This is a genomic window from Thalassobacillus sp. C254 (assembly GCF_001310615.1).
Map to the genome: position 1 here is coordinate 47,006 of NZ_BAXQ01000004.1, position 14,014 is coordinate 61,019.

The 14,014-nt window shown below is 42.7% G+C and carries 15 protein-coding genes and 1 pseudogene; all 16 read left to right on the forward strand.

The features are described 5' to 3' along the window. Nucleotides 1–13 precede the first annotated feature (13 nt). The gene (dinG, locus tag JCM19033_RS06275; RefSeq protein WP_054635674.1) at nucleotides 14–2,197 is read left to right on the forward strand and encodes an ATP-dependent DNA helicase DinG; all 2,184 of its coding nucleotides are present in this window, start codon (nucleotides 14–16) and stop codon (nucleotides 2,195–2,197) included. 127 nt (nucleotides 2,198–2,324) lie between these two features. Beyond that, on the forward strand, nucleotides 2,325–2,828 hold the full coding sequence (locus JCM19033_RS23215; protein ID WP_269758000.1) for a helicase C-terminal domain-containing protein: 504 nt from the start codon (nucleotides 2,325–2,327) through the stop codon (nucleotides 2,826–2,828). A 76-nt stretch (nucleotides 2,829–2,904) separates the two neighbouring features. Beyond that, on the forward strand, nucleotides 2,905–3,747 hold the full coding sequence (locus tag JCM19033_RS06285; RefSeq protein ID WP_054635676.1) for a ComEC/Rec2 family competence protein: 843 nt from the start codon (nucleotides 2,905–2,907) through the stop codon (nucleotides 3,745–3,747). A 21-nt stretch (nucleotides 3,748–3,768) separates the two neighbouring features. Further along, nucleotides 3,769–4,053: a hypothetical protein gene (locus JCM19033_RS06290; protein WP_054635677.1), complete on the forward strand. Its 285-nt coding sequence runs from the start codon at nucleotides 3,769–3,771 to the stop codon at nucleotides 4,051–4,053. An 8-nt stretch (nucleotides 4,054–4,061) separates the two neighbouring features. Beyond that, entirely contained in the window at nucleotides 4,062–5,108 is a 1,047-nt protein-coding gene (locus JCM19033_RS06295) for an amidohydrolase (protein ID WP_054635678.1), read from the forward strand. A gap of 147 nt (nucleotides 5,109–5,255) precedes the next feature. Beyond that, entirely contained in the window at nucleotides 5,256–5,426 is a 171-nt protein-coding gene (locus JCM19033_RS21985; protein ID WP_083465308.1) for a YpmA family protein, read from the forward strand. A 16-nt stretch (nucleotides 5,427–5,442) separates the two neighbouring features. Then, the gene (locus tag JCM19033_RS06300) at nucleotides 5,443–5,928 is read left to right on the forward strand and encodes a hypothetical protein (protein WP_054635679.1); all 486 of its coding nucleotides are present in this window, start codon (nucleotides 5,443–5,445) and stop codon (nucleotides 5,926–5,928) included. A 173-nt stretch (nucleotides 5,929–6,101) separates the two neighbouring features. After that, the gene (locus JCM19033_RS06305) at nucleotides 6,102–7,286 is read left to right on the forward strand and encodes a pyridoxal phosphate-dependent aminotransferase (RefSeq protein WP_054635680.1); all 1,185 of its coding nucleotides are present in this window, start codon (nucleotides 6,102–6,104) and stop codon (nucleotides 7,284–7,286) included. Between the two features lie 122 nt (nucleotides 7,287–7,408). Beyond that, nucleotides 7,409–8,697 (forward strand): annotated as a pseudogene (gene asnS, locus JCM19033_RS06310) (asparagine--tRNA ligase). 306 nt (nucleotides 8,698–9,003) lie between these two features. After that, nucleotides 9,004–9,705, forward strand: coding sequence for a DnaD domain-containing protein (locus JCM19033_RS06315; RefSeq protein ID WP_054635681.1), 702 nt, complete (start codon nucleotides 9,004–9,006; stop codon nucleotides 9,703–9,705). 56 nt (nucleotides 9,706–9,761) lie between these two features. Then, nucleotides 9,762–10,406, forward strand: a complete 645-nt coding sequence (gene nth / locus JCM19033_RS06320; RefSeq protein ID WP_269758001.1) for an endonuclease III — start codon at nucleotides 9,762–9,764, stop codon at nucleotides 10,404–10,406. After that, the gene (locus JCM19033_RS06325; protein ID WP_054635682.1) at nucleotides 10,399–10,926 is read left to right on the forward strand and encodes a YpoC family protein; all 528 of its coding nucleotides are present in this window, start codon (nucleotides 10,399–10,401) and stop codon (nucleotides 10,924–10,926) included. The genes nth and JCM19033_RS06325 overlap by 8 nt, the downstream gene beginning before the upstream one ends. A 134-nt stretch (nucleotides 10,927–11,060) precedes the next feature. Next, the gene (locus JCM19033_RS06330) at nucleotides 11,061–11,312 is read left to right on the forward strand and encodes a dynamin family protein (RefSeq protein WP_054635683.1); all 252 of its coding nucleotides are present in this window, start codon (nucleotides 11,061–11,063) and stop codon (nucleotides 11,310–11,312) included. Nucleotides 11,313–11,378: 66 nt separating this feature from the next. Then, entirely contained in the window at nucleotides 11,379–12,158 is a 780-nt protein-coding gene (locus JCM19033_RS06335) for a dynamin family protein (RefSeq protein ID WP_054635684.1), read from the forward strand. Nucleotides 12,159–12,914: 756 nt separating this feature from the next. Next, nucleotides 12,915–13,115, forward strand: a complete 201-nt coding sequence (locus JCM19033_RS27995; RefSeq protein WP_083465293.1) for a dynamin family protein — start codon at nucleotides 12,915–12,917, stop codon at nucleotides 13,113–13,115. A gap of 122 nt (nucleotides 13,116–13,237) precedes the next feature. Continuing rightward, nucleotides 13,238–14,014 (forward strand): dynamin family protein, encoded by a 777-nt coding sequence (locus tag JCM19033_RS06345; RefSeq protein WP_157049761.1) that lies wholly within the window; start codon nucleotides 13,238–13,240, stop codon nucleotides 14,012–14,014.

Sequence of the window (14,014 nt, forward strand, 5' to 3'; positions counted from 1 at the left end):
AGGGGTGAAAAAATTGACTGAAAGATACGTAATTATAGATGTAGAAACAACTGGAAATGCTCCCAAAAAAGGAGACAGGATTATTCAAATCGGTGCAGTCGCTGTAGAAAACGAAGTAATTGTTGATTCCTACTCTTCTTTTTTTAACCCGGGGCACAGCATTCCTTCCTTCATACAGCAGCTAACTGGTATCACTGATAATGATGTGGCTGACGCTCCATTATTTGAAGAACAGGTGCCGAGACTCCTTACGTTTTTGGAAGGTTCCTATTTTGTCGCCCATAACGTTCCTTTTGATCTCTCTTTCATTAATGGGGAATTAGAAAGGGCAGGTTATGAGCCATTTGGAGGCCCGGTGATAGATACCGTTGAATGCGCCCGCCTTCTTTACCCGACAGAAGCAAGTTATCAGCTGAATCAGCTCGCAGACACCTTTTCTGTCGTTCATGACCGCCCTCATCAGGCGGACAGTGATGCAGAAGTTACAGCTATTATCTGGATGAAACTGAAGAAAAAACTTGAAGAGCTGCCAGCAGCTACGCTGCATCGTCTGCTTCCATTATCAAAACACCTGGAAAGCGAGATTGAGCCTATCATTCAAAGTGCTCTCAGAGAAAAAGTGAAAGCAGATGCTGAAGACCCGGCTCATATTGAAGTGTATCGCCAAATAGCTCTTAAAAGGAAGACTCCCTTTCAAAAGAGAAGTCAAAAACAGCCGGATGGGGAACAGAGAATAAACAGCAATGAATTTTTCAAGCAAGAAGGGCACCTGGCTCGTGCGATGAACAAATATGAATATCGTTCCGGACAGGAAGATATGTCAGCTTCAATACATGATGCTTTTAATCAGAACAGCCATTTACTTGTAGAAGCAGGTACAGGAACAGGAAAATCACTGGCTTACCTGCTTCCTGCCGTCGAGTTTGCCAAGCAAACGAACCGTCCTGTAATTGTGTCTACGCAAACGATCACGCTGCAGGACCAGCTGATGGCTCAGGAAATCCCCCTTCTGCAAAAAGCTCTTCCTTATACCTTTGATGTTTCCCTGTTAAAAGGCAGAAGTCATTACTTATGCTTGCGGAAGTTTGAACAGCTTCTTGATGAACAGCCCGAACATTATGAGCAGGCTTTGGCACTGGGACAGCTTCTCGTGTGGCTTACAGAAACAGAATATGGGGATGTTGAAGAACTTAACCTTGTGGGTGGAGCTTCCCGGAGGTTCTGGGATCAAGTAAAGAGCGACGGGGAATCATGTACGGGTCCTTCCTGCCCATGGTTTTCACGCTGCTTTTATCAACAGGCAAGAGAAAGGGCTTTTCATGGAGATATTGTGGTAACTAATCATGCTTTGTTGTTTACGGACATGGTACATGACCAGTCTCTATTGCCTGGGTACCGGCATGCTGTAATTGATGAAGCCCATCATTTAGAGCAGCTGGCAAGCCAGCACCTGGGAATTGAAACAGATTACACCAGGTTCACTCATCTCATTCATCGCCTTGGAACAATGGATAATGAGGGTCTTCTTGCTCAAAGTGTAGCCATTATTCCTGACGGTCCCCCGATAAAAGAGCAGGGATGGGTAAAGGCAAGAACTGAAAAACTGGCTGATTTGAAATTTGAAATAGATGAGCTCTTTCGAATGCTTCATGGTTTTTGTCTGGGCCGCTCCAAACGAGGAAGCTCTGAAGTAGGAAGGCTTTCCATACGTTTTTCCCCATCAGAGGAAAAGGGATTGTCGGCTATCCAGGAAGGGGCCAAAAGAGTGGTTATGCTTCTTGAAGAAGAGGGAAAGAAGCTTCTGGAAGTCGGTGATCATATAGATCAAGAGCTCCTCTCCTTTCAAGAACGGGGGATTGTCTCAGATTTTTTATCAGCAGTAAGAGACTTGCTGGCAGAAGGAACCATGCTTGAAAAATTGCTCCTTGAAGAAGATCCTAATATGGTGTATTGGATGGAAGCAGAAAGCAAAGGCGCTCAAAATGCCACGTATTTGTATGCCCGTCCAATCGATGTTTCCGAACTGCTGGCTGATAAACTTTTTGCAAAAAAAGACAGCGTGATTATGACTTCGGCAACCTTGACCGTTAAAAATTCTTTTCGGTTTATAAAAAAACGGTTAGGCTTGATGACTTTGGAGTTGAAACCTTATCTGTTCCCTCTCCTTTTAACTACCAAAGACAGGCCAAGTTGTTAATACCAGAGGATATGGGCAGCATTAAAAGGCAGATGAAAAAGCTTTTATCGAGCAAACAGCAGAGTTTATTTATCATAGTGCTTCTATTACGCAAGGCCGTATGCTTGTACTATTTACATCGTTCGATATGCTCAGAAAAACGTACAGGTTATTGCGAGAATGGGATGATGAAGGTGATTTTGTCCTGATCGGCCAAGGGGTAAAAACAGGAAGCCGAACAAAGCTAATGAAAACATTCAGACAGCATGAAAGGTCCATTCTCTTGGGAACAAGCACTTTTTGGGAGGGTGTTGATATTCCAGGTGACGCTTTAAGCTGCCTTGTAATCGTGCGCCTGCCGTTTTCTCCTCCTGACGAGCCTGTTTTGCAGGCTAAATCTGAAAAAGTGAAAGCAGAGGGGAAAAATCCATTTTCTGAACTGTCTCTTCCACAGGCTGTGCTGAGATTTAAACAGGGATTCGGACGTCTGATTCGCCGGGAAAACGATAAAGGGGTGGTGGTGGTCCTTGATAAAAGGCTGCTGCAATCATCCTATGGCAAAGATTTTATAAGGTCTCTTCCAAAGGTACCGGTTATTCAGAAACCAATGGACGAAGTATTAAATGAAATTGATCGTTTTTTAAATGAGTAAGTTCATAAGCTGCTATAAAATCACGTACACTAAGGAAGGTTCAGGAGGCTCTTTATAAGGAAGGGGAGCGACACAGGTGCGTGATGTATTGCTATATGTCTGTTTGTTTTGCTTTTTGCTGCTTGGTTTGACGGGCTGTCAGGAAAGTTATCCTGCCAGCACTGAGGCAAGTCCTGCCTTAGAAATGGACATCCATCTGGAAGCTGATGAATTCTTAATAACCTTTATGGATTTGCCCGATGGAGAGGCTACCCTTCTTCAATCAGGTGCAGGAGAAAATGTTCTGATAAACACCGGGGGACAAAGAAGCAGACCAAAGCTTGAAGAAAGTCTTCAGGCCTTTGATGTGTATGCGATTGATGCTTTGGTTCTTACAAATGAGGATGAGGCTTATACAGCTAACACCGACTGGCTTTCCGCCCAATACGGCATAGACACCATTATTGGAAGCCGGAAATCTTCTGAAATGATTGCAGACCGGTTTCCGGCACTTTCATCTAAAGTGATATATTGGGAGGAAGGGAAAGTGAATTTTCCTGCTATCGGGATGGAAACCGAGGTTCTTTTTGCGGGAGAAGATGAGGAGGGCGCGCTCGTCCTTAAATTTTCCTACGGCAGAGAAAGCCTTTTATACATGGGGACAGCAAAGGAAGAAGTAGAAGAAGCGCTGACAGATCATCCCAGAATTAAATCAACGTTTTTAAAAGTAGGAGATTTCGGGAGTCATTTTGGAGCCAATCTTATGTTCCTGGACCATGTGGATCCCCAGATAGCAATCGTTTTTCTATTGGGTGGAGACCGGGCGGACAAAGGGCTATTGGAACGGCTGAATGATGCTGGATTGATGTGTATCAAACTGGCAAGCACGGCACTATCTCTTTTAAATGGAGCAAAGAAAAAAATGAATGGTTCACATTAATATCCAGGAAATAAGATATACATGGCAGTAAGGGCAGATAAGATGTATGATTTGTTAATCCACAATGCAGCGGTAATCACTCTGGACAACGAAGAGATGATCGACAATGGTTTTGTGCTGGTTCATGAGGGGAGATTCATCCAAGTGAGTGAAGGCCCCCCTCCTTTAGCACTGAAAGAGAAGGCCGTAAATATAAAAGATGCAAAAGGAAAATGGCTGCTCTCTGGGTTTTTTAATACTCACTGTCACACGCCTATGTCGATTTTAAGGGGAGCGCTGATGATTTACCCCTTGATCAGTGGCTGAAAGAGGAAGTGTGGCCACGGGAAAAGTTTTTAGATAAGGACATGATCCATGCAGGAACTTCTCTTGCCCTGGTGGAAATGATCCGTTCAGGCACTGTAGGTTTTTTAGACATGTATCATTTACATATGGACATCGTTGCGGAAGCAGTAGTGGAAGCAGGATTAAAGGGTGCCTTATCAAGAGGCATGATTGCCCTTGGATTTACTCCTCAGGAATTAAAAGACAAGCTAAATGAAGCTGCTGTCCTTGCGAAAGGGTGGGAAAGCCATGAATCGAAAAGACTGAAAGGGTTTTTGTTCCCTCATGCTCCTTATACCTGCACTCCTGATTTTCTGGAGGCGGTGGCAGACAGAGCGAGAAGTGAAAATCTTCCTTTAAGCATTCACTTAGCAGAAACAAAAAAAGAAGTCGCTCGCCATGAAGAAGAATACGGAAAACGACCGGTTGAACATTTAGATGACCTGGGCTTTTTTGAAAGTCCGGTTCTGGCTGCCCATGGGGTTCATGTAAACTCTTTTGAGATAAAGCTATTGACAGACAAGAACGTTTCAGTCAGCCATAACCCCCTTAGCAATCTAAAGCTTGGTTCGGGTGTGGCGCCTGTTGGAGAAATGATGAAGCAAGGTCTTCATTTATCAATTGGGACAGACAGTGTTGTGTCCAACAATAACCTTGATATGTTCCAGGAAGTCAGGACAGCTGCAATACTGCAAAAGGGCTTTTTTCATGATGCATCCCTGGTTACAGCCAGAGAAGCGCTGCAAATGGGGACGATACATGGAGCTAAGGCAGCCGGTTTCACTGAAAGCGGCTTAATAAAAGAAGGGTACGAGGCAGATTTTATACTAGTGGATTCTTCCAAACCTCATCTTCAGCCCGTGGAGAATAGAGTCTCTCATCTTGTTTATTCAGCTTCTGGACAGGATGTAACAGACGTTTTCGTTAATGGAAGGGCCGTAATGAGGAATAAGGAGCTTATCACCCTTGATGAAGAGAAGATTGTTTATGAAGCAAATAATCAGTACCGTCGTTTAAACGGTTTGTACCGAAATTAACCTGCACCATAGGCAGGTGCAGGCATGAATGAGGTACGGGCGGGTTTGTTTTCATTCACTCCCTTAACGGGTATGTTTTTATAGTTCCCCTGATAAAGTGCAGACATGCAAAATGGGGGCAGAAACAAAAGGAAGGCAGGGATGAACATGGAAAGCAAAATCGAGGTATTATCGACAGTGAAGGTTCAGTCAACTCCTGACCTTTACAAAATTGTTGATTCTTTAAATCGGACATTAAAAAAAGAAGATCTGATGTTTGGACTGGCATTGGACGAAGAAGATAAAGAGCAGATGGTTTTTACAATATACCGCACATAGAAAGGAAGTGAAGGGCATGCGGAATCTGGTTGCGATTCTCAGTGTCGCAATTGTCGTGGCCCTTATTGTTGTAGGTATTCTTTTTTACCAAAGTGCACGTTCCCCTCTGGCCAGTCTGGAAACCCGGACAATAGAAGCTGCGCAGGGGGAAGATGGAATAACTTCGGTGGAAGAAGCAGAAATATACAACGGCGAGGAACAATACAGGGTAGCAAGAGCTATCAATGACGAAGGCGAAGAAGAGATATTATTTTATGATGAAGAGTGGGAGCTGATTGACCGCCGATCAGCTGGTGAAGGAGTAACCAAAGGGCAGGTGCGTTCCATGGTGGAGGAAGCGGAAGAAGGCGTGGATATTCGTTCGGTGCGCTTAGGCTATGACCAAAACCAGCCTGTTTATGAAATAACGTATCGCAGTCAGGAAGGAAGATTTCATTATTACTACGTTACTTTTGAAGATGCCTCCTTCGTTAAACGGTACAGCCTGCAAGAGACAACCTGAATGGGCTGACCGGCTGATGCGCTTTCTCTTCTTTGTATGCTCAGATACAGGAGAAGGGATGAAGCTTGAATTCAACCCGCTCATTCCGTAAACTTATCTTAGGTGATTTTTCTGAAAAAATAACCTTTTATAAAGTCATGGACGTTTGCAAGGAATCTAGAGGAGGCCATAAGATGAAATTAGCTAAGCGAGTATCAACACTAACACCATCTTCAACATTAGCAATCACAGCAAAAGCGAAAGAATTAAAATCCCAGGGCCATGATGTCATAGGTCTGGGAGCTGGAGAACCAGACTTTAACACTCCTGATTACATCATAAAAGCAGCTGTTCAATCCATGGAGGAAGGACATACAAAATACACTCCTTCAGGCGGCCTGCCGAAATTAAAGGAAATGATCGCCCATAAATTTAAGCAAGACCAGAACCTTACTTACACCTCTGAAGAAATTATTGTGGGTACCGGAGCAAAGCATGCCCTGTATACGCTGTTTCAAACTCTTTTAGATGAAGGAGACGAAGTTATTATCCCGACTCCTTACTGGGTAAGTTATCCGGAGCAGGTCAAGCTTGCTGGAGGAAAGCCAGTTTACATTGAAGGTAAAGAAGAAAATGACTTTAAAGTAACTCCTGAACAGCTTCAAGACGCTATAACCAGCAAAACTAAAGCATTTATCCTGAACTCTCCAAGCAACCCTACAGGCTCCATGTACGACCCGGAGGAGTTAAAAGCGGTTGGAGAAGCAGCTTTAGATAACGATATACTCATTGTATCCGATGAAATTTATGAAAAGCTTGTGTATGGCGGAGCAGAACATACATCAGTAGCTCAGCTGTCTGAGAAGCTGAAAGAACAGACGATTATTATAAACGGTGTTTCTAAGTCTCACTCTATGACTGGCTGGCGCATTGGCTACGCAGCTGGAAGAAAAGAGATTATTAAAGCAATGACCAACCTTGCCAGTCATTCCACATCCAACCCGACAGCCAATGCACAGTATGGTGCCATTGCTGCCTACGAGAAGGATGATGGTTCTGTAGAAAACATGAGGAAAGCTTTTGAGGATCGCTTGAATACGATTTACGATAAGCTTGTGGAGCTTCCGGGAGTAACGTGTGTTAAACCCAAAGGAGCCTTTTATCTTTTTCCTAACGTGAAGGAAGCTGCAAAAATGAACGGCTATGATGACGTAGATGAGTGGGTAAAGGATCTTCTCGAAGAAGAGAAAGTAGCTCTGGTTCCTGGATCAGGCTTTGGTTCACCAGATAACGTAAGATTATCCTATGCCACTTCACTGGATTTATTAGAAGGAGCAATTGAACGTATTGGACGCTTTATTGAAAAGAAAAAGCAGTAAACAACAAGGACGGTTCTAAGAGAGAGCCGTCCTTTTGTGGTCTCGTTGACTTCCATTTTTAAGCCCATGTATAATGAGGCTTGTGGATAAGTGAACCGAGAACCGACAGGAGGGACAAAAACGTGAAAACGACCATTAAAAAAGCAGGCAGTCACGTAGGTAATGAAGTAACGATTGGGTGCTGGCTTGCAAATAAACGCTCCAGCGGAAAAATTGCCTTTTTACAGCTTCGCGATGGGACAGGATTTATTCAAGGAGTCGTTGTCAAAAATGAAGTTGGCGAGGAGTTGTTTAAAAAAGCAAAGGAGATCACACAAGAAAGTTCATTATATATAAAAGGTGTCATTCAAGAGGATGACCGTGCTCCTTCCGGATATGAATTGACAGTTACCGGAATTGAAGTGATCCAGCAAGCAGAAGATTACCCTATTACTCCAAAAGAGCATGGCACGGAATTTTTAATGGACAATCGTCATTTGTGGATTCGTTCAAAAAAACAGCATGCCACACTCCGGATCAGACATGAAATTATCCAGGCAACATATGAATTCTTTGATAAGGAAGGTTTTATCAAGGTTGATCCTCCGATATTGACAGGAAATTCAGCAGAAGGAACGACTAATTTATTTCACACCAAGTATTTCGATGAAGATGCCTTCTTGTCTCAATCAGGACAGCTGTACATGGAAGCGGCTGCCATGGCATTTAACCGCGTGTTTTCGTTTGGACCGACCTTCAGGGCAGAAAAGTCCAAAACCCGTCGCCATTTAATCGAGTTTTGGATGATTGAACCAGAAATGGCTTTTGTCGAACATGAAGAAAGTCTGGAAATTCAGGAGCAATATGTAAGTTATGTGGTTCAGGCTGTACTTAAAAATTGCAGGCAGGAGCTCAAGGCTCTTGAGCGTGACACATCCAAGCTGGAACAAATTAGTGCTCCTTTTCCACGGATTACGTATGATGAGGCAATTGATATCTTGAAAAAAGAAGGCCAAGAGGTTGAATGGGAGAAGATTTTGGTGCCCCTCATGAAACAATCATTGCTGAAAAATTTGATAAACCAGTGTTTATTACTCATTATCCAAAAGATATCAAAGCTTTTTACATGAAACCTGATCCTGGCCGGGAAGATGTTGTACTTTGTGCCGATCTTATAGCGCCTGAGGGCTATGGTGAAATCATCGGCGGAAGCCAGAGAATTGATGATTTGGAGCTGCTGAAAGATCGCTATAACGAACATAATCTTTCTGAAGAAGCGTATGGATGGTATTTAGATTTACGGAAATACGGCACGGTTCCTCATTCTGGATTTGGCCTTGGATTAGAAAGAACAGTTGCATGGATTTCAGGGACGGAACATGTCCGGGAAACCATTCCATTTCCACGTCTCTTAAATCGGTTATATCCATAAAAGGAAAAAAATCAAGACTACTTTATTTCAATAATCAATGGTAAAATGATCTCTCAATGACCTGATGCTTAGATGATCATCGGATAAATACCAGAACCTTACCCCCGTTATGCGGGGGATTTTATTTTAAATCAGCTCTGTTAAAGACCTATGTTGTTTCTTATTAAGTAATTTACGAGAAAACGCGCGTGAGAAGACTTCTTGAAGAGTACTGGTCCAGGACCCATTGTACAGAGCTAAAAATAATGGTGTTTCTTTGATATAAAAGCAGGATCTGGAACGATCCATGGCAGGGGAGGGAAAAGGATGGAAAGAAAACAATTGATCGGATGGCTTAAAGCAGGCCACATCTCGATACCAAAGCTGTTCTTAGATTATTACGCAGCGCTCGGCCTAAAAGAGGAAGAAATGATGGTGCTTATCCATGTCCATCGTTATATGGAAGAGGGCCATGCGTTTCCTACTCCAGATGACTTGGCTGCGAAAATGACACTTGAAGCAAAAGCATGTGCCGGCCATCTTCGTGGGTTAATAAAGCGGGGATTTCTCCATATCGAAGAACAAGAGGACGAAAATCAGGTAATGTTTGAAACGTATTCTCTTGACCCGCTCTATAATCAGCTTCTTACTATGTTTGCACAGGAAACTGAAGAAGGATGCCAGGAAGAGAAGGAGACGGCTGAAAGAGAGCTGTATGAGCTGTTTGAGCATGAATTCAGCAGGCCCCTTTCACCAATGGAATGCGAAACGATAGCCATGTGGCTTGAGCAGGATCAATATGAAAAAGAAATTATTCATGCCGCCCTCCGAGAAGCGGTGATCTCTGGAAAACTTAATTTACGTTACATAGACCGTATTTTGTTCGAATGGCAAAAAAACGGAGTGAAAACAGCGGAGGAAGCAAGGAAGCACGGGGAAAAATTCCGCAAGTACCAAACAAATCGACGACCAGTTCAGGAGCGTGAGAAAACCCCCCATTATCCCGGTTTTAACTGGCTTGATTCCTAAAGAATGGGTGGTGCAATCTGCAGAAAGGAGTAAATGGAAATGCTGACAAAAAACAGGTGGAAGAGATTCTGCAAACCATCGGAGAAATGTTTCCTGAAGCAGAATGTGAACTTACCCATACGAATCCTTTTGAATTATTAATAGCCGTCGTTCTTTCTGCTCAATGCACGGATGCTCTTGTAAACAAGGTTACTCCTTCATTATTTGCTAAATATAAAGAACCAGAAGATTACTTGGCTGTGGAACAGGAAGAGCTTGAACAGGATATCCGTTCCATTGGGCTTTATCGAAACAAAGCCAAAAACATCAAAAAGCTGAGCCGATCGCTTGTTGAAGAGTATAATGGCGAAGTTCCCGAATCAAGGGATGAATTAATGAAGCTAGCAGGTGTCGGAAGAAAAACAGCAAACGTTGTATCCTCTGTAGCATTTGACTTCCCTGCAATTGCAGTGGATACCCACGTTGAACGGGTTTCTAAACGGCTAGGAATCTGCAGGTGGAAAGATAATGTGACTCAGGTGGAAGAGACACTGATGAAAAAAATTCCTCAGGATCAATGGTCTGTGACTCATCATCGTTTAATCTTTTTTGGAAGGTATCATTGTAAGGCCCAGTCGCCGAAATGTGATGTTTGTCCGCTCCTGGATCTATGCCGGGAAGGAAAGAAACGGATGAAAAAAAGGAGGGGACAGCGTGAATGATGTACCTGTTCCTGACCCTTATTGTGAAGCCCCTTTTTATTCCAGCTCGGTGACTGAGGTGATTTCATTGTCTGTCCCCATTGAAGAAGGCATCCGGAAATACCCTTTCTATGCTGAAATAAGGTCCATATACAGACCGGTTGATCCTAAGCCATGGACAGAGGTGGAGAAATACGTTTCTTTTCTCCTGCAAGAATGGAAACAAGAAAAAGGAAAATTAGCAGCATTATATCAAGAACGAAAAAGGGCAGAAGCTTCGCCCTTCATGGTTAAACAACTGGCAAATCTGATCAGTGCGCTGTGGTGGGCAAATGAAAAACCGGTACCATCAGCGAAGCCGAGTATTCTTAGTAAAGAAAGTGAAAGGCTTCATATAAAGCCTTTTAATATAGAAGATAGATTAGCTTTTGTTTTCGAAGCGCCAGATCATCATGCTTCTTTTGTACAGCTAAAGGAAATGTTTGATGAACTTGAAAAGCGATTTAAAGTATCCTTGCTGAAAACAAAGAAAAGTAACTGAAAAAAGGCAGCTTAGCTGTCTTTTTTTGTATAGGAGAGTTTCATCCAAAGAGGAAGGGTTTTTTATACCATGAAAGACTGGTCTTTTGTTAGAAAATTCGCTATAGTAAGCGTGAAGGACGGTGTATAAAAGAAATGACGATCACAAAGACGGATCTCATCCATCATTTAGAGCAAGAGCTTCCTTTTCGTAAGGATAACCAAGCAAGACTGGAACAGCTGAAAGAAAAACAAAATAATGAGACATTTGATGTCGCGTTCTGCGGCCACTTCTCAGCAGGAAAGTCAACAATATTAAACCATATCCTTGGGGCAGAAGTACTGCCGACAAGTCCTATCCCTACCAGTGCAAATATTATTACCATTAAGCAAGGGCTTAGGCCTTGAAGCAGAAACTCCTGACAGTTCTGCAGAGCGCTGGGAGGGAGAAATTCCATGGGGTGATGTGCGCAAGTGGGGCATGGACGGAGCGGCAATCAAACAAATAACTATTACAGCTCCTTTATCTTTTCTGGGAGAAAATGTCCGCCTATTGGACACGCCAGGGTAGATTCTACAGACCCTACCCACCAGCAGGTAACAGCTGAGCAATTATATACGACAGATGTCATAGTCTATGTAACAGACTACAACCATGTCCAGTCAGAGACTAATCTGCATTTTCTCCGCCAGCTGACATCAGAACAAAAGCCTATCTTTTTGGTCATTAATCAAATAGATAAGCATGATGAGAAGGAATTAAGCCTCCATGCTTATGAGAATTCAATTAAGACAATGCTTGATCGATGGAATATTCATCCTGTCTCGATTTATTACACAAGCATGAAGGATTTGGATCACCCGGCAAACCAAATTGAAGTATTTAATAGGGAAATGAAAGCCCTTTTATACCGGGGCGAGGAGATTCTTTCAGAAAGTTTATCAAGGCTTGCAGCAGGAACTGCAGAAGCGTTGAAGTCAAGGATTGAAGAGGAAATAGAAGAAGCAAAGGAAGAATGGGAAGCAAGACTCGAAGAAAATGATATCGATCCTGAACTTATTCGCAAACAAGAATCCAGAGAACATCGCCTGAAGACTCTGGATGGAGAAAAGAAACAGGCTATCAAAAAACTTTATGACGATAGAAACAGCTTATTTGAAAATGTAACGTTGTTTCCGTACTCAACTACAGAAAAGGCAAGGAATTGGCTTGAAAGCCAGGATCCTCAATTTAAAGTAGGGGTTTTTCTTTAGTAAAAAGAAAACAGAAGAAGAAAGAAACCAGCGCTTGCAGGCTCTCACAGAAGAGCTGAATGAAAAAATCAATACTCAGCTTCTTTTTCACATCAAGAATCTTCTTTCAAATGCAAGCCGGGAGTACTTGCCTGATCAAGCCTATTATGAAAGGCAGCTCGAGGAATTAGAGATTACAGTGGATCAGCAATGGTTTGCTCCTTATGTGACAACACAGCAGATGGATCGTCAGTTTGTTTATACGTTCACAAAGCAAATCACATCTGACATAGTGAGAACAGTCAAGCAGAAAACAGATGAGCTCTTTTCCCTGTATGAGCAGGGAATCAGCAAAGCATATGAAAGGGAAAAGGAAGAAATCGAAGGTCTGGTACAACAATCTGCCAGCCTTGATTATGAAAAACAAGCATGGGAGGAAGTCCAACAAGGTTTTGAAAATGAAATAGAAACTGTCAATGAGTGGCTTAGAAGGCACAATCCGGCCTCCTCGTTAGAAAACAAGCTGAAGGACCTTCTCCAACGAGGGGCGCCAGATGCAGTTAATAATATTTTTTCTGAAGTCACTATGCCAGATGAAGGTGTAATTGACCAGGAAGAAGAGGAAACGAGCTTCACCTCCCGCATCCAAGAAGATTTATCCTGGATGGTTGAGCCGGTTAGTACGTATGTAAGCGAATATAGGACAGGTCATTTTTATCTTCTGAAAGAAGGCAGCTTGAGAATTTTCTCACCCGCTATGAGAATCAAACCTTTGTCATTTCTTTATTTGGAGCATTTAGTGCGGGGAAATCGAGTTTCGGTAATGCCCTTCTTGGGGATACGGTTCTTCCAGTCTCGCCTCATCCTACAACAGCCACTGTGAACCGTGTAAGAAAGCCTGATAAAGAGCATTCTCATGGCACTGTGAAAGTGTTTGTCAAAAGTGAAGAGTTTTTAAATAATGAAATAAAAAAGTAGCCAGAGAGCTTGAAGAGGATGTTCAGTTAAAAACCTTAAGGTCATGGGACAGATCTGAGAAAAATATCACCTCAACGTGGAAACGAACAAACATTCAATATTTAAAAACATTAAAAAGGGCTTTGGAACAATCACCTTGGAAACTGGGCGAAGAACTGACGATGCCGCTCCCGGAACTGCATGATTTGGTAGCTAAGGAAGAGAAGGCATGTTTGCTTCAAGAAGTCATTGTCTATTATGACTGTGAATGGACAAAGCGGGGAGTAGAGCTGGTAGACACTCCTGGCGTGAATTCAATTCATGGGCGTCATACGAACGTTGCATTTGAGCAAATGAGAGTATCAGATGCTATCTTCTATTTAACTTATTATAATCATGCTTTCTCAAAGGCTGACCAGTACTTTCTTCAGCAAATGGGCAAGGTTAATGAAACCTTTGAGCAAGATAAATTGTATTTCATAATTAATGCATCTGATTTGGCAAATTCACCCCAGGAACTAAACGGGGTAAAGAATCATGTGAAAGAACAGCTGAAGGTTAATGGTTTAAAAGAGCCACGTTTATTTGCTCTTTCCAGTAAAAAGGGTCTGGAGGCAAAGCAGAAAAAGGAAGTATTGGATCAATCATCATTCGGAGTGTTTGAAGATCATTTCCGTGAGCATACCATTGAAGAACTAAAGCACTTGAATCTATTGTCTATTAAAGGAAAAGCTGAAGAAATTCTTAATAAAATAGATGACACTCTTTCAGGAATGGCAGGAGACAAGGAAGAAAAAGAAAGACAGCTTGCAAGGCAGACAGCTACAATACAAAGGCTGGGGAAAGAGGCGGAAAATTTCTCACTGCAAAAAGGCAAGGGAGAAGTGCTTCGAGAATCAGACAGCAGTTTGCTTATTTAA

Coding starts and splice junctions, on each gene's coding strand:
- JCM19033_RS23215 (WP_269758000.1), top strand. CDS start 2,325: ATGCTCAGAAAAACGTACAGGTTATTGCGAGAATGGGATGATGAAGGT.
- JCM19033_RS06300 (WP_054635679.1), top strand. CDS start 5,443: ATGCGGAATCTGGTTGCGATTCTCAGTGTCGCAATTGTCGTGGCCCTT.
- JCM19033_RS06290 (WP_054635677.1), top strand. CDS start 3,769: ATGGCAGTAAGGGCAGATAAGATGTATGATTTGTTAATCCACAATGCA.
- JCM19033_RS06315 (WP_054635681.1), top strand. CDS start 9,004: ATGGAAAGAAAACAATTGATCGGATGGCTTAAAGCAGGCCACATCTCG.
- JCM19033_RS21985 (WP_083465308.1), top strand. CDS start 5,256: ATGGAAAGCAAAATCGAGGTATTATCGACAGTGAAGGTTCAGTCAACT.
- JCM19033_RS06330 (WP_054635683.1), top strand. CDS start 11,061: ATGACGATCACAAAGACGGATCTCATCCATCATTTAGAGCAAGAGCTT.
- JCM19033_RS06305 (WP_054635680.1), top strand. CDS start 6,102: ATGAAATTAGCTAAGCGAGTATCAACACTAACACCATCTTCAACATTA.